The organism is Streptomyces sp. NPDC047853 (genome assembly GCF_043204535.1).
GTDB lineage: Bacteria > Actinomycetota > Actinomycetes > Streptomycetales > Streptomycetaceae > Streptomyces.
In genome coordinates, this window is record NZ_JBIDCI010000007.1 from 13277 (window position 1) to 33433 (window position 20157).

The 20157-nt window shown below is 72.8% G+C and carries 15 protein-coding genes; 13 read left to right on the forward strand and 2 right to left on the reverse strand.

Features of this window, described 5'->3' with window-relative positions; genetic code table 11:
• Positions 1-125: 125 nt before the first annotated feature.
• From ACGF5T_RS15240 to ACGF5T_RS15255, 4 genes are all read left to right on the forward strand, one after another.
• Positions 126-1787 (forward strand): SpoIIE family protein phosphatase, encoded by a 1662-nt coding sequence (locus ACGF5T_RS15240; protein WP_392888067.1) that lies wholly within the window; start codon positions 126-128, stop codon positions 1785-1787.
• Positions 1784-3034 carry a cobalamin-dependent protein gene (locus ACGF5T_RS15245; RefSeq protein WP_361019300.1) on the forward strand — a complete coding sequence of 417 codons (1251 nt, stop codon included), beginning with the start codon at positions 1784-1786 and terminating at the stop codon, positions 3032-3034. Before ACGF5T_RS15240 ends, ACGF5T_RS15245 begins: the two co-directional genes overlap by 4 nt.
• Positions 3031-3456, forward strand: coding sequence for an STAS domain-containing protein (locus tag ACGF5T_RS15250; RefSeq protein ID WP_361019303.1), 426 nt, complete (start codon positions 3031-3033; stop codon positions 3454-3456). Before ACGF5T_RS15245 ends, ACGF5T_RS15250 begins: the two co-directional genes overlap by 4 nt.
• A gap of 258 nt (positions 3457-3714) precedes the next feature.
• Positions 3715-4860, forward strand: coding sequence for a glycosyltransferase family 4 protein (locus ACGF5T_RS15255; RefSeq protein WP_361019306.1), 1146 nt, complete (start codon positions 3715-3717; stop codon positions 4858-4860).
• Positions 4861-4894: 34 nt separating this feature from the next.
• Here ACGF5T_RS15255 and ACGF5T_RS15260 read toward each other — a convergent pair whose 3' ends face one another.
• Positions 4895-6529, reverse strand: a complete 1635-nt coding sequence (locus ACGF5T_RS15260) for a PucR family transcriptional regulator (RefSeq protein ID WP_356606163.1) — start codon at positions 6527-6529, stop codon at positions 4895-4897.
• Positions 6530-6716: 187 nt separating this feature from the next.
• Positions 6717-8519 carry a glycoside hydrolase family 15 protein gene (locus ACGF5T_RS15265; RefSeq protein ID WP_356606227.1) on the reverse strand — a complete coding sequence of 601 codons (1803 nt, stop codon included), beginning with the start codon at positions 8517-8519 and terminating at the stop codon, positions 6717-6719.
• 546 nt (positions 8520-9065) lie between these two features.
• Between ACGF5T_RS15265 and ACGF5T_RS15270 the strand changes: the two genes are divergently transcribed.
• The 9 genes from ACGF5T_RS15270 (at position 9066) to ACGF5T_RS15310 (ending at position 20121) form a co-directional block, all read left to right on the forward strand.
• Positions 9066-10715, forward strand: a complete 1650-nt coding sequence (locus tag ACGF5T_RS15270) for a CTP synthase (protein WP_356606161.1) — start codon at positions 9066-9068, stop codon at positions 10713-10715.
• 86 nt (positions 10716-10801) lie between these two features.
• Complete coding sequence (locus ACGF5T_RS15275) at positions 10802-11437, forward strand: NUDIX hydrolase (protein ID WP_366768813.1); 636 nt, start codon at positions 10802-10804, stop codon at positions 11435-11437.
• A gap of 235 nt (positions 11438-11672) precedes the next feature.
• A complete protein-coding gene (locus tag ACGF5T_RS15280) occupies positions 11673-13700 on the forward strand; it encodes a tetratricopeptide repeat protein (RefSeq protein ID WP_356606157.1) in 2028 nt (675 codons plus the stop codon).
• Positions 13701-13832: 132 nt separating this feature from the next.
• On the forward strand, positions 13833-14957 hold the full coding sequence (ald, locus tag ACGF5T_RS15285; protein ID WP_053128540.1) for an alanine dehydrogenase: 1125 nt from the start codon (positions 13833-13835) through the stop codon (positions 14955-14957).
• A gap of 448 nt (positions 14958-15405) precedes the next feature.
• Positions 15406-16533: a ParA family protein gene (locus ACGF5T_RS15290; protein ID WP_356606154.1), complete on the forward strand. Its 1128-nt coding sequence runs from the start codon at positions 15406-15408 to the stop codon at positions 16531-16533.
• Positions 16518-17069 (forward strand): hypothetical protein, encoded by a 552-nt coding sequence (locus ACGF5T_RS15295; RefSeq protein WP_356606152.1) that lies wholly within the window; start codon positions 16518-16520, stop codon positions 17067-17069. The genes ACGF5T_RS15290 and ACGF5T_RS15295 overlap by 16 nt, the downstream gene beginning before the upstream one ends.
• A gap of 18 nt (positions 17070-17087) precedes the next feature.
• On the forward strand, positions 17088-18356 hold the full coding sequence (locus ACGF5T_RS15300) for a segregation/condensation protein A (protein WP_366768811.1): 1269 nt from the start codon (positions 17088-17090) through the stop codon (positions 18354-18356).
• Positions 18353-19006: an SMC-Scp complex subunit ScpB gene (gene scpB, locus ACGF5T_RS15305; protein WP_356606150.1), complete on the forward strand. Its 654-nt coding sequence runs from the start codon at positions 18353-18355 to the stop codon at positions 19004-19006. The genes ACGF5T_RS15300 and scpB overlap by 4 nt, the downstream gene beginning before the upstream one ends.
• Positions 19006-20121 carry a pseudouridine synthase gene (locus ACGF5T_RS15310; RefSeq protein WP_356606148.1) on the forward strand — a complete coding sequence of 372 codons (1116 nt, stop codon included), beginning with the start codon at positions 19006-19008 and terminating at the stop codon, positions 20119-20121. The genes scpB and ACGF5T_RS15310 overlap by 1 nt, the downstream gene beginning before the upstream one ends.
• The last annotated feature ends 36 nt before the right edge of the window (positions 20122-20157 follow it).

Consider the following 20157-nt stretch of genomic DNA (forward strand, 5'->3'; position numbering starts at 1 on the left):
CGGGCAGGCACACGAAGCCCGGGACGGGGAAGACGGGTTGAAGACGCGGAGGCGTTGGGACATGGTGGGACGGAACGTGTCTTTCAGGGAAGGTGATGGGGCCCGTAGCGTGCGGTCTCGCGAAGATGACGATTTTTGAGGACGCTCCGGCGCAGCCGCACGGTTCCCCTCCAAATATCGGGGCCGCGTGGATGAGCGCGCCCTACCCGGTCGTCGTCGCGGACGCGGACGGCCGGATCGCGCGGACGAACTCCGCCGCCACCGCCCTGTTCCCCGGCGCCGCCCCCGGGGCGGCCCTGGACGACGTGGCGCCCTCCTGGCTCGCCGACGCCCACCGGCGCACCGCCGGACGCGACCTCCCCTTCCCGGCGCGGTCGGTCCGGGGACGGCACCGGAGCCTGACACTGGAGGCGCACCCCACTCCGGGGGCCGACGGTGACGTGGTGTGGTGGCTGGTCGACGACACCGGCCGGTTGCAGGCCGAGAGCGCGCTCCGCAGCGAGCAGCAGCGCACCGCCTTCCTCGCCGAGACCTCCACCCAGTTGCTCGCGTCGCTGAACGTACGGCGCTGCATGGACGTCACGGTCCAGCTGGCGGCCGAGAACCTGGCCGACGCCGCGCTCCTCGTGGCCCCCGCCAACGGGCGGCAGCACCCGCTCGCCGGCAGCGTGCGAGGTGCCCCGGCCAGACACACCACCGCCCGGATCGACCCGGCGTCCGTGCCCGGCCTCGGCGAGGCGCTCCAGGGGTTCCCGCCGGTGCCGTCGCGGTGGATCGACCCCGCGGCCCTTCCGGAATGGGCACTGCCGGAGGGCTTCGCGGGCGAGGTGGGTTCCGTCGTCGTCTGCCCGCTGCCCGGGCACGGTGTGCCGGCGGGGGCCCTGATCCTGCTGCGGCACAGCGAGCACGCGGCGTTCGACGAGAGCGAGGAGGCCGTCGCCCGGCTGTTCGCCGCGCGCGCCGGGTCCGCCCTCTCGGCCGCCCGGCTGTACTCGGAGCAGACGAGCATCACCGCGACCCTGATGGCGGACCTGCTGCCGCCCGCGCTGCGGCAGGTGCACGGTGTCGAGTTCGCGGGCGGCTACCGCGCGTCCCGGGACACCGAGCGGGTCGGCGGCGACTTCTACGACGTGCATCCCGGAGCGGGGCCGGGAGAGGAGACGCTCGCCGTCCTCGGCGACGTGTGCGGGAAGGGACTGGACGCCGCCGTCCTCACCGGCAAGATCCGCAACACGCTGCAGGCGCTGCTGCCCATGGCGGACGACCACGAGAACATGCTGCGCCTCCTCAACGGCGCGCTCCTCAACGGCAGTCACACCCGGTTCGCGACGCTCGTCCTGGCCTCGGTCGTCCGGCGTGGCGGGCAGGTCCGCCTGCGGTTGACCAGCGCGGGTCACCCACCGCCCCTGATCGTGCGCCACAGCGGGGCCGTGGAGGAAGCGGAGACGTCCGGCACGCTCATCGGTGCGCTGCCCCGCATCCGTGCGCGCACCGCGCACGTCGACCTGGCTCCGGGGGAGACGTGCCTGATGTACACCGACGGCATCACCGAAGCCAGGGGCGGCCCGCTGGGGGACACCATGTTCGGGGAGGCGCGGCTGCGGGCGGCCGTCGCCGACTGCGCCGGGATGCCGGCGGAAGCCGTGGTCGAACGCGTCCAACTGCTCGCCTCCGACTGGATCGTCGACCAGCGGCACGACGACATGGCCCTGGTGGCGATCACCGCGCCGCAGCTGGCGCACCTGACAGCGGTGGACGGTCACACACCGGGCAGGTACACGGCATGATCCACACCGAGGCCGACTCCGAGACCAGGACCGACCCCGAGGCCGGGACCGATTCCGGCAGCGGGACCGACTCCGGCCCCGAGACCCACTCCGGCACCGGCACCGGGACCGACTCCGGCCCCGACACGACGGGGGCGGAGCCGAGAGGCGGCAGACCCCGGTCCGTGCCGGAGTTGCGCACCGCGCTGTGGCGGGCGGTCACGGACCGCGACGAGCGGGCGGCCGGGCAGGTCGTCTTCGGCGCGCTGGACAGCGGCTTCTCCGCGGAGGAGGTGCTCCTGGACGTCATCGTCGCCGTGCAGGTGCGGGTCGGCTCGGAGTGGGCCGCGGGGCGTATCGGTGTCGCGCAGGAACACGCGGCGACCGCGATCCACGACCGGATCATCGCCGCCATGGCGCACCGGAGCGCCGCCGGCGCCGGCGCCGACGCCGCACCGGGCACGGCGGGCACGGTGACCGTCGCCTGTGTGGACGGGGAGTGGCACTCGCTGCCGGCGCGGATCCTCGCGGAGGTACTGCGGGGCCGTGGCCACGAGGTCGACTTCCTCGGCGCCCAGGTCCCCACCCCGCACCTGGTGGCCCACATGCACCGCACCGCCCCGGACGTCCTGGCCCTGTCCTCGTCGCTGCCCACCCGGCTCCCCGCGGCGCACACGGCCATCACCGCCGTCCAGGCCCTCGGCATCCCCGTACTGGCCGGGGGCGCCGCCTTCGGCGAGGACGGCCGCCACGCCCGCCTGCTGGGAGCGGACGCCTGGGCCCCCGACGCGCGCGCCGCCGCCGACCTCCTCGGCCGCGGCGTCCCCCGGCCACGGGCCGGCACGGCCCACCCGGCGGTCGACGACCTGCCGCACCTGACCGACCAGGAATACACCCTCGTCGTCCGGAGCAAGGCGCGGCTGGTCAGGAACACCCTGGCCGGCCTCGACGCACGCCTGCCCGCGATGCGCGCCTACACCGACGCCCAGCGCGAACGCACCGCCGAGGACGTCGCCCACGTCGTCGACTTCCTGTCCGCCGCCCTCTACACCGACGACGTCCGGCTGTTCACCGGGTTCCTGGACTGGACCGCCGACATCCTGGAGGCCCGCGGTGTCCCGGCCACCGTGCTGCGCCCCACGCTCGTCGTCCTGGCGGACGAGGTGAAGGACTTCCCACGGGCGCTGCGCCTCCTGGAGCGAGGCCGAGCGGTGCTCGACGCACGCCACTCCCGTCACACCGTCCCCGGACCCGGAATGACCGCATGACGACGCGCCCCCAGAACGACTTCCACGTCACCGTCACTCCCCTGGAATCCGGGGAGGTACTGCTGCGGCTCAGTGGCGACCTCGACTACGACAGCGCCGACGAGCTGCTGGCCGCCGCCCGAGACCGGCTCGCGCTCGAACCGGTGCCCCGCGTGGTGCGGCTGGACTGCGCACGGCTCACCACCTGCGACTCCATGGGCCTGGCCACGCTCCTGATGATCGAGCGGCTCGCCGGGGACATCGGAGCCGCGCTCCGGTTGGACGGCCGCCCCCACTTCCTCGCCCGCCTGCTGGAAGTCACCGGCACCATGGAGTACTTCGTGCCCGCACCGTCCGCCGAGTCCCCTGCCTCCACGGAGGCGGAGGGCGTCCGCCGCGCCCAGCAGCCCGACGGCCAGGCGCGGTCCGACCAGGGATCGTGACCCGACGGGCCGCTCGTGAGTGCCCCGGTGTACGGGGAGCAGGTGAGCGAGGCGGCTCGTTCACTCGTGTGAGTGAACTGGTCCTGTCTCGTTGCCCCGCCGGTCGCCCGCGCGCGACGGTCGTCGTTCCCGGAACACCCGTACGGCCTGGCATCCTTGACGGTGTGCCGCACAGAGACCGCGCTGCACGCCCTCCCCGCGCCATCGTTCTGTACGTTCTTCGTGACCGTCCCCCGCCGAACCAGGAGTCCCGGCCACGTGACCCCCGTGAGCAGCCACGCCCCGCACGGCCAGTCGCCGCTGCGCACCGTGCAGGTGCTGGGCGGCGGCAACGCCGGCAGCAGCGCGCATGTGCGCTCCCTGGCCGCGGGGCTCGTCGCACGGGGCGTGAAAGTGACGGTGTGCGCCCCCACCGATGCGGAACGCATCTACGACTTCACGGGCGCCGGAGCGGACCACGTGCACGTGCCGCGCAGCAGTGATCCCGTCTCCGTGGCCGCGCTGCGGGCGGTCTGCGCGGACGCCGACCTGGTGCACGCGCACGGACTGCACGCCTCCTTCCGCGCCGCGCTGGCCCTCGGCGGGCGTCGTGTCCGCACCCCGCTGGTCGTCACCTGGCACGACCGGGCCCAGGCCGAGGGCGCGCGCGCCCATCTGCTGCGCGTCCTGGAACGCCGGGTGATGAAGGCCGCCGCCGTGGTGCTCGGCGCCACCTCGGAGCTGGTCGACGGGGCACGGGGGGCCGGTGCGCGGGACGCCCGGCTCGGGCCCGTCGCGCTGCCCACCCGTCCCTGCGGGCCGGCCGAGCCCGACGACCCCGACCGGCGGCGCGCCAAGACCCGGGCCGAACTCGGCGCGATCGGGCGCCCGTTGCTCATCGCCGTCGGTTCCCTGGAGGAGCACCGGGGGTACGACGTCCTGCTCGACGCGGCGCGTGCGTGGCGCCGTCTCGATCCGGTGCCGCTGGTCGTCGTCGCCGGTGAGGGTCCCATGCGCCCGCAGTTGCAGCGGCGGATCGAGGACGAGGGGCTGCCGGTGGTCCTCATCGGCAGCCGTGACGACGTCGGCGACCTGCTGGCCGCGGCCGACCTCGCGCTGCTGCCGAGTCGCCGGGAGGCCCGCTCCGTCCTCGCCCAGGAGGCGCTCCCCGCGCGGCTGCCGCTCGTGGCGAGCGACGCGGGCGGGACCCCCGAACTCGTGGGCGACGCCGCCGAGATCGTCCCGGCCGGGGACGCGGACGCGTTCGCCCGCGCCGTGGTCCGGCTGCTGGACGACCCCCGGCGGTGCGAGGAGCTGAGGGACAGGGGGGTGCGGCAGGCTGCCACCTGGCCGACCGAGGACGAGACCGTCGCGCAGGTCCTTAGCGTCTACGACGAGTTGACGCAACCCACGCCGATGCTCTGAACGGACCCGGACCCGGACCCGGACCCGGACCCGTTCACGGCACGTGCCGGCGGGCGCGCAGGGCCAGGCTCAACGCCAGTACGGTCTGCGGGTCGTCGAGGTCCGTGCCCAGCAACTCCCCGATGCGCGCCAGCCGGTTGTAGAGCGTCTGCCGGTTGAGGTGGAGTTCGCGTGCCGTCTCCGCCTTGCGGCCGGCGTGCGCCAGATACGCCTGGAGCGTGGGCAGCAGGGGTGGCTTGGACCGGTCGTCGTGGTCCCGGAGGGGGCCGATCGCCCGGTCCACGAAGGCCGCGAGGTCCGGATGGTCACGCAGCCGCCACAACAGCAGGTCGATGTCGAGGCGCCGGGCGTCGTACCAGGGCCGGTCGGTGAGCCCCTGGGCCGCGGTCGCCGTCTCCGCCGCGTGCCGCAGGCCCGCCGACGCCGCCGCCCAGCCGCCCGCCACCCCGACGACCACGACGGGGGGCTGCGCCCCCGGCCGCCGCATCCCGGCCCGCTCCACGCCCGCCCGCAGCGCCGCCGCGACCCGGTCCGCGACCGACGTCCGCTCCGACTCCGAGCGCAGGCCCACCAGGAGCGGGACCCGGCCCTCGACCGGACGTACGCCCAGCAGGACCGGTACACCGACGGACGCCAGCTCCTCGGCCACCGCGCGCGCCAGCACCGCCCAGCCGCCACCGGAGGGGGACAACGCGTCGCCGAGCCGCATCACCACCGGGAGCAGGGGACCGACGCCGGGTTTGAAACCCAGGACGCGTGCCTGCGCCGGGGCGTCCGTCGCGGTGATCCGCCCCTCGGCGAGGTCGGTGAGGAAGTCGCCGCGCCCGCGCGCCCCCAGCTCCTCCTCCTGCCGCGCCTGCATCAGCACCACGGCGAGGATGCCGGCCGCCCGCTCCGCCGCCATCCGGTGCACCGGCGCCAGCGGGGACCGTACGGGCAGCAGGACGAGCCGGGCGCGCACCGAACCGGCGCCCGGGCCGCCGCCGGGCACGTCCACCAGGACCGAGCCCGCCGGGGGAGGGGCGTCCTTGTGCGGGCCGCGCAGCCCCTCCCACACCTGGAGCGGGTCGGCGCCCTCGGGGCCGGAGCCGGCGGCGTACAGCAGGCGGCCGTCGGTGGTCTCCAGGAAGACCGGGTTGTCCCCGAAGTCGGCCAGGATGCCGAGTACCTGGGGCACCCCGCCGCCGCCCAGCAGGGCCTCCGTGCAGCGGCGGTGCACCTCCTCGGCACGCTGGAGCAGCGCGTAGTGACCGTTGACGATCTCGGTGTGGACCTCCTCCGTGACCGTCACGAAGGGCACCTCGCGGTGGAGCTGGACCAGGGGCAGCCCGGCAGCGCGGGCGGTGTCCACGAGGGTCGCGGGCAGCCGGGCGAAACGCGGGCCCAGCTCCACGACGAGGGCCGCGATACCGCGCTCGGCGAGCGTACGGACGAAGGCGCGCTGCTCGGCCGGGCGGGTGCCGAGGCCGTAGCCCGTGGTCAGCAGGAGTTCGCCGCCCTTGAGCAGGGAGGCGATGTTGGGCACCTCCCCGGCATGGACCCAGCGCACGGTGCGGTGCAGGCGGTCGGCGCCGGCGAGGATCTCCGGCAGGCCGCTGCGCAGGCCGGGGAGTTCCAAAGCGCGCTGCACGGTGATCCCCGACGGCGGGGGTGCGCTGGGGCTGTTCATGCAGCGGACGGTACCCGGGGGTGGCCTGCGGATACATCTCGGGCGTCCGGTGCGGTGGTGCACCGGGGCCGGGCGCCGGAGCCCGTGGGCGCGGGGTGCCGCCGCGCCCGCCCGTGCCGCCCCTGGGGGCACCCACGGGCCGTTCAGGCCCGCGGGAGGGCACGACCGTCCGCGGCGGCGGCGTCCGTCAGCCCCCGTACGCCCCGCTCGCCGTGAGCCGCAGGGCGGTGTCGATCAGGGGGACGTGGCTGAAGGCCTGCGGGAAGTTGCCCACCTGGCGCTGGAGGCGGGGGTCCCACTCCTCGGCCAGCAGACCGAGGTCGTTGCGCAGGGCCAGGAGCTTCTCGAAGAGCTTGCGCGCCTCGTCCACCCGGCCGATCATCGCCAGGTCGTCGGCCATCCAGAACGAGCAGGCCAGGAAGGCGCCCTCGTCGCCGGGCAGGCCGTCCACGCCCTCGTCGCCCCCCTCCGTCGGGTAGCGCAGGATGAAGCCGTCCGAGGTGGACAGCTCCCGCTGGATGGCCTCGATGGTGCCGATGACCCGCTTGTCGTCCGGCGGCAGGAAGCCCATCTGCGGGATCAGCAGCAGCGAGGCGTCCAGCTCCTGGGAGCCGTAGGACTGCGTGAACGTGTTGCGTTCCTTGTCGTAGCCCTTCTCGCACACGTCCCGGTGGATGTCGTCGCGCAGCTGCTTCCAGCGCTCCAGCGGGCCGTCGGCGTCCCCGGACTCGATCAGCTTGATGGTGCGGTCGACGGCGACCCAGGCCATCACCTTGGAGTGCACGAAGTGGCGGCGCGGGCCGCGCACCTCCCAGATGCCCTCGTCCGGCTCCTGCCAGTGGTCCTCCAGGTAGCGGATCAGCTTGAGCTGGAGCACCGAGGCGTAGTCGTTGCGGGACAGGCCCGTCATGTGGGCCAGGTGCAGCGCCTCGGTGACCTCGCCGTAGACGTCCAGCTGGAGCTGGTGGGCCGCTCCGTTGCCGACCCGCACCGGGGTGGAGCCCTCGTAACCGGGCAGCCAGTCCAGCTCCGCCTCGCCGAGCTCGCGCTCGCCGGCGATGCCGTACATGATCTGCAGGTTCTCCGGGTCGCCGGCGACCGCGCGCAGCAGCCACTCGCGCCAGGCGCGGGCCTCCTCGCGGTAGCCGGTGCGCAGCAGCGAGGACAGCGTGATGGCCGCGTCGCGCAGCCAGGTGTAGCGGTAGTCCCAGTTGCGGACGCCGCCGATGTCCTCCGGCAGGGAGGTGGTGGGCGCGGCCACGATGCCGCCCGTGGGGGCGTACGTCAGGGCCTTCAGCGTGATCAGGGAGCGGACCACGGCCTCCCGGTAGGGACCGTGGTACGTACAGTGCTCGACCCAGTCGCGCCAGAACTCCTCCGTCGCCTCCAGCGACTGCTCCGGCTCCGGCAGCGCCGGCGGTTCCTTGTGCGAGGGCTCCCACGAGATCGTGAACGCGATCCGGTCACCCGGGGCGACCGTGAAGTCCGCGTAGGTCGTCAGCGCCTTGCCGTAGGTCTCGACCTCCGTGTCGAACCACACGGAGTCGGGACCCGCGACGGCCACCGTGCGGCCCTCGTGCTTGTGCACCCACGGGACCACGCGGCCGTAGCTGAACCGCATCCGCAGCTCCGAGCGCATCGGCACCCGGCCGGAGACGCCCTCCACGATCCGGATCAGCTGGGGCGCGCCGTCGCGCGGCGGCATGAAATCGATCACCCTGACGGTGCCGCGCGGCGTGTCCCACTCGGACTCCAGGACCAGCGAGTCGCCGCGGTAGGTCCGCCGGGCCGCGGTGGGCGGCTCGGCGCCGGGGGCGTAGGCGGGGCCCATCCGCCAGAACCCGTGTTCTCCGGTACCCAGCAGACCGGCGAAGATGGCATGCGAGTCGAAGCGGGGCAGGCACAGCCAGTCGACTGTGCCGTCCCGGCAGACCAGGGCAGCGGTCTGCATGTCTCCGATGAGTGCGTAGTCTTCGATGCGCCCGGCCACGTGCAACTCCAGTCGAACGGCCACGTCACCCCGCGTGGGGGGCGGTCGCTAGTGCGGTCAAGGGTGGGGTCAGGTGTCTGTGTCATGCGTCGTTGAGCCATGAAGCAAAGCAGCCGTTCGGCCGCTAAGCCAAACGCTGTGCCGCAAAGGTCAACCGTTTCTCAACGGACCGACGAGCTCTCGTTGTTCCCGGTGCTGACGGGCGGGGGGTGGTGCCGGGTCACCGGGGCGCGCTCGGCAGCGAACGTCCGAGCAGGATACGTCGCACGTAGATGATCTGTGTGCCGCTCCGGGCAACCCGGGTCCGCCGAACGGGTGACCACCGGGTGAGGAAACGGTGACGGGCGCACCTGCGTGTCCGCACGTGCGCGGAGCGTGGCCGGAAGCCATCGCCCCGAGGCGCTGATACGCTGGTAGCCCGTGGACCGGTGGGAGAAAAACCCCGGAACCGCAGCGACGGCGCCGCCGACGACGACCGGGTACGACCGGTTCGCAGGACGCGCGCACCGCACCCCAGACCGCGACCACGGGAGCCCCCTCTTGGCCATGCCGCCCAAATCCTCGACGACCAAGCACATCTTCGTCACCGGGGGTGTCGCCTCCTCGCTCGGCAAGGGGCTGACCGCCTCCAGCCTCGGCATGCTGCTCAAGGCACGGGGTCTGCGCGTCGTGATGCAGAAGCTCGACCCGTACCTCAATGTCGACCCTGGCACGATGAACCCCTTCCAGCACGGTGAGGTGTTCGTCACCAACGACGGCGCCGAGACCGATCTGGACATCGGCCACTACGAGCGTTTCCTCGACCGCGACCTCGACGGCTCCGCCAACGTCACCACCGGTCAGGTCTACAACACGGTGATCGCCAAGGAGCGGCGCGGCGAGTACCTGGGCGACACGGTCCAGGTCATCCCGCACATCACCAACGAGATCAAGCACCGCATCCGCCGCATGGCGACGGACGAGGTGGACGTCGTGATCACCGAGGTCGGCGGCACGGTCGGCGACATCGAGTCGCTGCCGTTCCTGGAGACCGTCCGCCAGGTCCGCCACGAGGTCGGCCGCGACAACGTCTTCGTGGTCCACATCTCGCTCCTGCCCTACATCGGCCCCTCGGGCGAGCTGAAGACCAAGCCCACCCAGCACTCGGTGGCGGCGCTGCGCAACATCGGTATCCAGCCGGACGCCATCGTGCTGCGCTGCGACCGCGAGGTGCCGACCGCGATCAAGCGCAAGATCTCCCTGATGTGCGACGTCGACGAGGCCGCGGTGGTGGCCTGCCCCGACGCCCGTTCGATCTACGACATCCCCAAGACCGTGCACGGCGAGGGCCTGGACGCCTACGTCGTCCGCAAGCTGGACCTGCCGTTCCGCGACGTGGACTGGACGACCTGGGACGACCTGCTCGACCGCGTCCACAACCCCGACCACGAGATCGTCATGGCGCTGGTCGGCAAGTACATCGACCTGCCCGACGCCTACCTGTCGGTCACCGAGGCGCTGCGCGCGGGCGGCTTCGCCAACAAGGCCCGCGTGAAGATCAAGTGGGTCACCTCCGACGACTGCAAGACCCCGGCCGGCGCCCAGGCGCAGCTCGGGGACGTCGACGCGATCTGCATCCCGGGCGGCTTCGGCGAGCGCGGTGTCACGGGCAAGGTCGGCGCGATCAGGTACGCCCGCGAGAACGGGATCCCGCTGCTGGGCCTGTGCCTCGGGCTGCAGTGCATCGTGGTCGAGGCCGCGCGCAACCTGGCCGGTGTCGCGGACGCCAACTCCACCGAGTTCGACCCGGCCACCGCCCACCCGGTCGTCTCGACCATGGCCGAGCAGCTGGACATCGTGGCCGGCGAGGGCGACATGGGCGGCACGATGCGGCTCGGCATGTACCCGGCCAAGCTGGCCGAGGGCTCCATCGTCCGCGAGGTCTACGACGGCAAGGAGTACGTCGAGGAGCGGCACCGTCACCGCTACGAGGTGAACAACGCCTACCGCGCGGAGCTGGAGAAGAAGGCGGGCATCGTCTTCTCCGGCACCTCCCCGGACGGCAAGCTCGTCGAGTACGTCGAGTACCCGCGCGACGTCCACCCGTACCTGGTCGCCACGCAGGCGCACCCGGAGCTGCGCTCGCGCCCGACCCGCCCGCACCCGCTCTTCGCCGGGCTGGTCAAGGCCGCGGTCGAGCGGAAGACGTCGAAGTAACACACCAGTTGTACGGTGGCCGGGGCACGCGCATTCAGCGGTGCGTGCCCCGGCTTTTCGCGTACGTCTGGAAGGGCAGGTCAGGCATGACGGGCAGCAGCATCAAGGACATCCCCGAGGAGTGGGAGGTCCGGGGCACACGGACCCCGTTCCAGGGCAACAAGACCACCGTCCGCCAGGACGACGTGGTCATGCCCGACGGCTCCGTGGCGACCCGCGACTACCAGGTCCACCCCGGCTCCGTGGCCGTCCTCGCCCTGGACGACGAGGGACGGGTGCTGGTCCTGCGGCAGTACCGCCACCCGGTGCGCGAGAAGCTGTGGGAGATCCCGGCGGGCCTGCTCGACGTCCCCGGCGAGAACCCGCTGCACGCCGCCCAGCGCGAGCTGTACGAGGAGGCGCACGTCAAGGCCGAGGACTGGCGGGTGCTGACCGACGTCTACACCACCCCCGGCGGCTGCGACGAGGCCGTGCGGATCTTCCTCGCCCGGAACCTGTCCGAGGCCGAGGGCGCGCGCTTCGAGGTCGAGGACGAAGAGGCCGACATGGAGCTGGCGCGGGTGCCCGTCGCGGACCTGGTCCGCGGTGTGCTCGCGGGCGAGCTGCACAACAACTGCCTGGTCGTGGGCGTGCTGTCGCTGGTCGCGGCCGAGCGGGGGGACGGGCTGGACGCCCTGCGCCCGGCGGAGGCGCCGTGGCCGGCGCGGCCGTTCGAGGCCTGACGCCCAGCCGCTCCCGGGGTTTGGTTCTCCCCGGCCCCGGGTCCCGGACCCACCCGCCGGCGGCCTGGAACCGCACCCGAGGTGCCCTCCGTGGTGTGACCATCGGTTGATCCGATCGGGGGATGTGCCCGCCGCGCTCCGCCGGGAACGTAGCAGAGCGTGAACTAGGCTCGGGAAACGCCCGAACCGGGGTTCCGGCGGGCGCCGACGTGCGGTGGGATCGGGAGTGTGGCCCGTGACGGATCAGGCGGTGGACACGGACGGCGTACGGCTGTCGGAGGACGTGGCCGAGGAGAATCGGTTCCTGGGCCGCGACCGCGAGCTGAAGGCGCTGCGCGCCGACATCGAGCGCGCGGGCCTGGACACCCTCTCCGGCCGCAAGGCCCCCCGCGCGCGCGTGCTGCTCATCGCCGGCCGTCCCGGCTCGGGCCGCACCGCGCTCGCCGAGGAACTGGTCGCCCGGGTCGCGGACGCCTACCCCGACGGTGTGCTGCGCGCCCGTCTGAGCGAGCCGGACGGCACGCGCGTGCCCGTCGCACGGCTCGCCGGGGAACTGCTCACCGAGCTGGACCGGCCGGCCCCGCCCGGCGCCGACGAGGACGATCTCACCGAAGCCCTGCGCGCCGCCCTCGCCGACCGCAAGGCGCTCCTCCTGCTCGACGACGCGGCCGACGCGGAGCAGGTCGACGCCCTGCTGCCGGACAGCCCGCACTGCCTGGCCGTCACCGTCGCCGAAGGGCCGCTGACCGGCATCGCGGACGTCCGGCCGTGCACGCTGGGCGGGCTGGACACCAAGTCGGCCATGGAGCTGCTGTCCCGGTACACCGGCTCGGTGCGCATCACCGTCGACCCCCGGGCCGCCGAGCAGCTGGTCGAGGTCTGCCAGGCACAGCCCGCCGCCCTGACCCTGGCCGGCGGCTGGCTCGCCGCCCGCCCCCAGGCGGCCGTCGCCGACCTCGCCAAGCACGTGCACGCAGAGGGCGACGAGGGGACCCCGCTCAGCCGCGTCTTCCGCCTCGTCTACGCGTCCCTGCCCAGCACCGCCGCCCGGATGCTGCGGCTGCTCTCCCTCGCCCCGGCCGGCCTGGTCGACCCGCACACCGCGTCCGCGCTGGCCGGCTGCTCGGTGCAGGGCGCCCGGACCACCCTGGACGACTTCGTCGCCCTCGGCGTGCTGCGCGCGGTCGACTCCCCGCTGCCCGAGTACGAGGTCCCCGGCTGTCTGCACGCCTTCCTGCGCAGACTCGCCACCACCCACGACCGGCCCGCCGAGCTCCAGCTCGCCCGCGCCCGCATGCTGGAGCGGACGGTACGCCTGCTCCAGTCCTGCCGGGCGGTCACCGAGACCGACAGCCCCCAGGCCCGCGACAAGCTGCTGACCCTGCCCCGCGCGCTGCGCTTCCCCACCCCGAGGGCCGCCGCCGAGTGGTTGGGCGTCCGGCGGCCCGCGCTGCTGGCCGCGGCCCGCCTCGCGGTCGCCGACGGTGAGCTGGACACCCTCGCCCGGCGGCTGATGTCCCAGCTGGTGCGCGCCATGGTGGCCCACTTCGGCACCCAGGCGGCCGCCCCCGACCTGTACGGCATCCACCGCCTCGTCCTCGACGTGGCCGAGCGGCGCGAGCTGCCCCGCGAGAAGGCGGCGGCCCTGCTGAACCTGGCCGACCTGGACGCCCGCACCGGCCGTACCGCCGAGGCCCTGGTGCGCTACCGGGCCGCGCTGGACGCCGGACGGGAGGCGGAGGACCCGTACGCGACCGCCCGCGCGATGGAATCCGTGGGCGGTGCCCACCTGGAGCTGGGCGACTACGACCGGGCCGCCGACTGGTTCGGCCGGGCCCTGGCCCAGCGGCTCGCCCGGGACGAGCGCGCCGACGCCGCCCGCGTCTACGGCCGCCTCGCCACCGCCCACACCTACGCCGGCCGCTACGGCGAGGCGCTGCGGGGCTGGCGCGCGGCGGCCGCCGGGTACCGCAGGACCGGTGATGTGGCCGCACACGCGCGGGCGTTGAGCGAACTGGCCCGCGTCCAGGAGTACGCGGGGCGCCCCGAGGAGTCGCTGCGCACGTGCCAGGAGGCCGTCGACTGGGCCCGCCGGGCCGAGGACGACCGGCTGCAGGCCGCGCTGCACCTGCGGCTGGCCGACACGCTCGACCGGCTCGGCGACCCCACGGCGGCGGGCCTGCAGCGGAGCGCCGCCGATCGCATGTTGAGGGAAGATCCCGCCGAGGCCTGCGAAATCCGTAGCGCTTCGACTGAAGATTGATGCTTTGAAAGGCTAGACAGCGGGAACACCTTCATTAGACTGGCTCTGCCGCACGTTCTTGCGGTCTCTCCCGTTGTGCCCCCGTGTGCGCGGGTACGTGTAGTAATAGACCCATCCTCTGAGCCAAGGACCGTGATCGACGTGAAGGTCGGTATCCCCCGCGAGGTCAAGAACAACGAGTTCCGGGTGGCCATCACCCCCGCCGGCGTCCACGAGCTGGTGCGCCACGGTCACCAGGTCGTCGTCGAGCGCGACGCCGGTGTCGGTTCCTCGATCCCCAACGAGGAGTACGTCGCCGCCGGTGCGCGGATACTCGACACCGCCGACGAGGTCTGGGCCACCGCCGACCTGCTGCTCAAGGTCAAGGAGCCCATCGCGGAGGAGTACCACCGCCTCCGCAAGGACCAGACGCTCTTCACCTACCTGCACCTGGCCGCCTCCAAGGAGTGCACGGACGCGCTCATCGAGTCCGGCACCACCGCGATCGCCTACGAGACCGTCGAGACGCCGAACCGCGCGCTGCCGCTGCTCGCCCCGATGTCCGAGGTCGCGGGCCGGCTGGCCCCCCAGGTGGGCGCCTACCACCTGATGGCCGCCAACGGCGGGCGCGGTGTGCTGCCCGGCGGTGTCCCCGGCGTGCTGGCCGGCAAGGCCGTCGTCATCGGCGGAGGTGTCTCCGGTTGGAACGCGGCGCAGATCGCCATCGGCATGGGCTTCCACGTGACCCTGCTCGACAAGGACATCAACAAGCTCAAGGAAGCCGACAAGATCTTCGGTACGAAGATCCAGACCGTCGTCTCCAACGCCTTCGAACTGGAGAAGGCCTGCCTGGAGGCCGACCTCGTGATCGGCGCGGTGCTGATCCCCGGCGCCAAGGCCCCGAAGCTGGTCACCAACGAGCTGGTCTCCCGGATGAAGCCCGGGAGTGTCCTTGTCGACATCGCGATCGACCAGGGCGGCTGCTTCGAGGACTCCCACCCGACCACGCACGCCGAGCCGACCTTCCCGGTCCACAACTCGGTCTTCTACTGCGTCGCCAACATGCCCGGCGCGGTGCCGAACACCTCCACCTACGCGCTGACCAACGCCACGCTGCCGTACATCGTCGAGCTGGCGAACCGCGGCTGGGCCGAGGCGCTGCGCCGCGACCCCGCGCTGGCCAAGGGCCTCAACACCCATGACGGCAAGGTCGTGTACAAGGAGGTCGCCGAGGCGCACGGGCTGGAGCACGTCGAGCTGGCCGCCCTCCTCGCCTGAGGCCGCCCGCCGGCGGCCGGCGACTGTCGGCAACCGACGGCCCGGCCGGTAAATCGGCCAAGTCGGCGACCGGCAAAGGCGATACGTCAACAGTCGCCGTCAACCCCACACACCCGGCTGGACCTTGCCCGACAAGGTCCGGCCGGGTGTGTGTATGGTCACTTTGCGATTCCTGGCCAACTCGCCTCGAACGTAACGCTTCAACCGATTCGCGCACCGGTGAAACCTGCTGTGCGACGGCCGTACGCCCTTGACAGAGGGTTGTTTCATTGCCGACACATCGGGCCGGGTCCGGCGGATTGTGTTGCTGCGGACGCCCGACACGCCATAGAGTCGCCGAACGTCGGCATGGTGCCACGCTGACCTGTCTAGAAGTTTCCTGGTCACCAAGGAGGTAAGACGACTTGTGAATGAGTCGACATTTACTCCCGGGGGTGGTCAACCAGGAATGCCTGCACGGGCCGAGAGCCCCGGGCGTCTCGAGGCTGTCGGCTCCGTCGCTGTACGCACCTTCGCAGCCCACCAGAGTCCGCAGGCAACTCAGACAGCACACATGAGTATGGATGGCCAACACGTGAACGCCATGGCCGGCGACGGAAGTGGCGCGCCCCGCAACCACTTCGCCGACTACGACGAACTGCCCGAGGGGCACTTCTACGATCCGGACGCGGAGTACGAGCCCGATCCCGAGTACGCGGCCACGCTCGCGCCCGACGCGGCGCGCCAGCGCCGTGAGCGCATCGGTCCGACCGGACGCCCGCTGCCGTACTTCCCGATCCCGGGCCCGCTGACCGATCACGGCCCCGCGAAGATCATCGCGATGTGCAACCAGAAGGGCGGCGTCGGCAAGACCACGTCGACCATCAACCTGGGTGCCGCGCTCGCCGAGTACGGGCGCCGGGTGCTGCTCGTCGACTTCGACCCGCAGGGCGCGCTGTCGGTCGGTCTCGGCGTCAACCCGATGGAGCTCGACCTCACCGTCTACAACCTGCTCATGGAGCGGGGCATGGCGGCCGACGAGGTGCTGCTGAAGACGGCGGTCCCCAACATGGACCTGCTGCCCAGCAACATCGACCTGTCGGCTGCCGAGGTGCAGCTGGTGAGCGAGGTCGCGCGCGAGTCCACGCTCCAGCGCGCGCTGAAGCCGCTGATGGACGACTACGACTACATCGTGATCGACTGCCAGCCCTCGCTCGGCCTGCTCACGGTCAACGCGCTGACCGCCGCGCACAAGGTGATCGTGCCCCTGGAGTGCGAGTTCTTCGCGCTGCGTGGAGTGGCACTGCTGACCGAGACGATCGAGAAGGTCCAGGAGCGGCTCAACCCCGACCTGGAGCTCGACGGCATCCTCGCCACGATGTACGACTCGCGCACGGTGCACAGCCGTGAGGTGCTCGCGCGTGTGGTGGAGGCCTTCGACGACCACGTCTACCACACGGTCATCGGACGCACGGTCCGCTTCCCGGAGACCACGGTCGCCGGTGAGCCGATCACCACGTACGCCTCCAACTCCGTCGGTGCCGCCGCCTACCGCCAGCTCGCCAGGGAGGTGCTCGCCCGGTGTCACGCCGAGTGAGTCTGCCGGGGGCCGACGAACTCTTCCGCACGACAGGGGGAACGGCGCTCCAGGCGTCCTCCCCGCGGCGACCGGCCAACGGGGAAGCCCGGGTGCCGGCGCCGGCGGGGGAGAGCGACCAGGCCGCCGCCGAGGACGCGCCGCACGCGGTGCCCGCGCGGGGCGGTGACGGCGGGGGCGCCGAGCACGCCGCGGCGGACGCGGAACCGGGCTCGGCGGGCGAGTCCCGCAGCCGGGGCGCGGAGCGCTCCGGGCCGGGTACCGACGCGCAGGAAGGTTCTGCCGCCTCCCGCAAGCGCGGCCGGGCCGCCGCACGCCGCCCCAGCGGCCGTGAGCGCCACGACGAGAAGATCACCGTGTACGTCTCCGCCGAGGAGCTGATGGACCTGGAGCACGCCCGGCTGGTGCTCCGGGGCGAGCACGGACTGGCCGTCGACCGCGGCCGCATCGTCCGCGAGGCGGTCGCCGTGGTCCTCGCCGACCTGGAGACCCGCGGGGACGCCAGCATCCTCGTACGACGGCTGCGCGGGCGGTAGCGGTAGCCTGCGGGGGCCATGACCTCGAACGACGCCCCCCGCCCCGGTGCCCGCGCCGGCCGTCGGCGTGCGCTGGGGACGGGTCCGGGAGAGCCCCGGACGGCCGGGTCGGCCCCGCCGCCCCCCGTGACGCCCGACGAGGTGCCTCCGGGCTCCGGAACGCCCGCCCCCGCCGGGGCGGAGGAAGCGGTTCCGGCAGCGGAGGACCGGCCGACGAGCACGCTTCCCGAGGACCCCGCCCGGGAGGCCCGCGGACCGGTGGCCCCCTCGGCGCCGGTCGTCACCCACCGCGCTGCGCAGGCGCCGGGCGTCGCGTCGGAGGCCGTCGGGTCGGGGTACCGCCCCGTGAGCCCCGTGAGCCTCGCCGGACCGGCCGAGGAGCCGCCCGCGAGCGAGGCGGCGCCCGGGAGCGGGACCGCGTCCGGAGCGGCGCCGGGCGAGGCGCCCACCGCCCTCGCGGAGAACGAGACGGGCGAGGGCGACGGCGTCTTCACCGTGCGGCTCGCCAACTTCGAGGGCCCCTTCGACCTGCTCCTCCAGTTGATCTCCAAGCACAAGATGGACGTCACCGAGGTCGCGCTCTCCAAGGTGACCGACGAGTTCATGGCGCACATCCGCGCACGGGGACCCGACTGGGACCTCGACGAGACGACCGAGTTCCTGGTGGTCGCGGCCACCCTGCTCGACCTCAAGGCGGCCCGGCTGCTGCCCGCCGCCGAGGTCGAGGACGAGGCCGACCTGGCGCTGCTGGAAGCCCGTGACCTGCTCTTCGCGAGGCTGCTCCAGTACCGCGCGTACAAGCAGATCGCGGAGATCTTCAACGAGCGGCTGGAGGCCGAGGCCCGCCGCTACCCCCGTACCGTCGGCCTGGAGCCCCACCACGCCGAGCTGCTGCCCGAGGTCGTCATCAGCATCGGGCCGGAGGGCTTCGCCAAGCTCGCCGTGAAGGCGATGCAGCCCAGGCCCAGGCCGCAGGTGTACGTCGAGCACATCCACGCGCCCCTGGTCAGCGTCCAGGAACAGGCCGGGATCGTCGTCGCCCGGCTGCGGGAGCTGGGCGAGACCAGCTTCCGGGTGCTGGTCGAGGACACCGACGACACCCTGACGGTCGTGGCCCGCTTCCTCGCCCTGCTGGAGCTGTACCGGGAGAAGGCCGTCGCCCTGGACCAGGAGACCGCGCTGGGCGACCTGCTGGTCCGCTGGACCGGCGGGGACGGGGACGGCGAGCCGGTGGTGACCGACGAGTTCGACCGGCCGCCGGAGGCCGAGGAGGAGCGGAAGGCGTGAGCGACGAGACCACCAAGGCCCCGGGCGGGCCGGAGGCCGTCGCCGGCCTCGCACTCAAGCCCGCCCTGGAAGCCGTCCTCATGGTCGTGGACGAGCCCGCCACCGAGGAGCACCTCGCCCGGATACTGCAGCGGCCGCGGCGGCAGATCGCGGACGCGCTCCGCGAGCTGGCCGACGAGTACACCGTCCAGGGCCGCGGCTTCGAGCTCAGGGTCGTCGCGGGCGGCTGGCGCTTCTACAGCCGCCCCGAGTACGCCGCGGCCGTCGAGGGCTTCGTCCTGGACGGCCAGCACGCCCGCCTCACCCAGGCCGCCCTGGAGACCCTGGCCGTGGTCGCCTACCGCCAGCCGGTCAGCCGCAGCCGCGTCTCCGCCGTGCGCGGCGTGAACTGCGACGGTGTGATGCGCACCCTCCTCCAGCGGGGTCTGGTCGGGGAGGCGGGCACGGAACCCGAAACAGGTGCGATCCTGTACGTGACGACGAACTACTTCCTGGAGCGGATGGGCCTGCGCGGCCTGGACGAGCTCCCGGAGCTCGCGCCGTTCCTCCCGGAGGCGGCGGCGATCGAGGCGGAGACGCTGGAAGGGGTCCCGTCGTTCGATCCGGACGCTCCGGATTCCGAGGACGCAGACGACAAGACGGAACTTTGATGCGAAGCAGCAGCGGCAGGAACAGCAGCGGAAACAACGGCGGGAGCCGTGGTGGCAACAGCGGCGGCCGCGGCGGGAGCAGCGGTGGCCGCGGTAACCCCCGCGGCGCCGGTGGCAACCGCGACGACAAGCAGGGCGGCCGTCCGAAGAGGCCGCGCCCCGAGGAGCGGCGCTACGACGTGGGTCCCGGCGCCACCCAGGACGGTCCGAAGTCGGGCCGCGGTCCCGCGGCCCGCGGTGGCGCCAAGGGCGGTCCGAAGAAGCCCCTCCAGCGGGGACGCTCGGTCCCGGCCACGTCCCGCGAGTACGAGGCGCGGGCCGAGGAGCGCAACCGGGAGCGGTACGCGGGAAAGAAGGACGTCAAGCTCCCCAAGACCTTCCCCGGCGCCGAGCAGGAGGGCGAGCGGCTCCAGAAGGTCCTCGCGCGCGCGGGCTTCGGCTCCCGGCGCTCCTGCGAGGAGCTGATCGAGCAGGCCCGCGTCGAGGTCAACGGCGAGATCGTCCTGGAGCAGGGCAAGCGGGTCGACCCGGAGAAGGACGAGGTCAAGGTCGACGGCCTGACCGTCGCCACGCAGTCGTACCAGTTCTTCTCGCTCAACAAGCCGGCCGGCGTCGTCTCCACCATGGAGGACCCGGACGGCCGGCAGTGCCTCGGTGACTACGTCACCAACCGCGAGACCCGGCTCTTCCACGTCGGTCGGCTCGACACCGAGACCGAGGGCGTCATCCTGCTCACCAACCACGGGGAGCTGGCGCACCGCCTGACCCACCCGCGGTACGGCGTGAAGAAGACCTACCTCGCGCACATCGTGGGCCCGATCCCGCGCGACCTCGGCAAGCGTCTCAAGGACGGCATCCAGCTGGAGGACGGGTACGCGCGCGCCGACCACTTCCGGGTCGTGGAGCAGACCGGCAAGAACTACCTGGTCGAGGTCACCCTGCACGAGGGCCGCAAGCACATCGTCCGCCGGATGCTCGCGGAGGCGGGCTTCCCCGTCGACAAGCTGGTGCGCACCTCCTTCGGTCCGATCACGCTGGGCGACCAGAAGTCGGGCTGGCTGCGCAGGCTCTCCAACACGGAGGTCGGGATGCTGATGCAGGAGGTCGAGCTCTAGGGGTTGTTCCGGGCACCCACCATCTTTATAGTCGTA

Bases quoted from the DNA above. Each gene is read 5' to 3' on its own strand.
- ACGF5T_RS15310 (WP_356606148.1), top strand. From the start codon at position 19,006: ATGCGAAGCAGCAGCGGCAGGAACAGCAGCGGAAACAACGGCGGGAGC.
- ACGF5T_RS15270 (WP_356606161.1), top strand. From the start codon at position 9,066: ATGCCGCCCAAATCCTCGACGACCAAGCACATCTTCGTCACCGGGGGT.
- ACGF5T_RS15250 (WP_361019303.1), top strand. From the start codon at position 3,031: ATGACGACGCGCCCCCAGAACGACTTCCACGTCACCGTCACTCCCCTG.
- ACGF5T_RS15240 (WP_392888067.1), top strand. From the start codon at position 126: ATGACGATTTTTGAGGACGCTCCGGCGCAGCCGCACGGTTCCCCTCCA.
- ACGF5T_RS15260 (WP_356606163.1), bottom strand. From the start codon at position 6,529: ATGAACAGCCCCAGCGCACCCCCGCCGTCGGGGATCACCGTGCAGCGC.
- ACGF5T_RS15275 (WP_366768813.1), top strand. From the start codon at position 10,802: ATGACGGGCAGCAGCATCAAGGACATCCCCGAGGAGTGGGAGGTCCGG.
- ACGF5T_RS15290 (WP_356606154.1), top strand. From the start codon at position 15,406: ATGCCTGCACGGGCCGAGAGCCCCGGGCGTCTCGAGGCTGTCGGCTCC.
- ACGF5T_RS15300 (WP_366768811.1), top strand. From the start codon at position 17,088: ATGACCTCGAACGACGCCCCCCGCCCCGGTGCCCGCGCCGGCCGTCGG.
- ACGF5T_RS15245 (WP_361019300.1), top strand. From the start codon at position 1,784: ATGATCCACACCGAGGCCGACTCCGAGACCAGGACCGACCCCGAGGCC.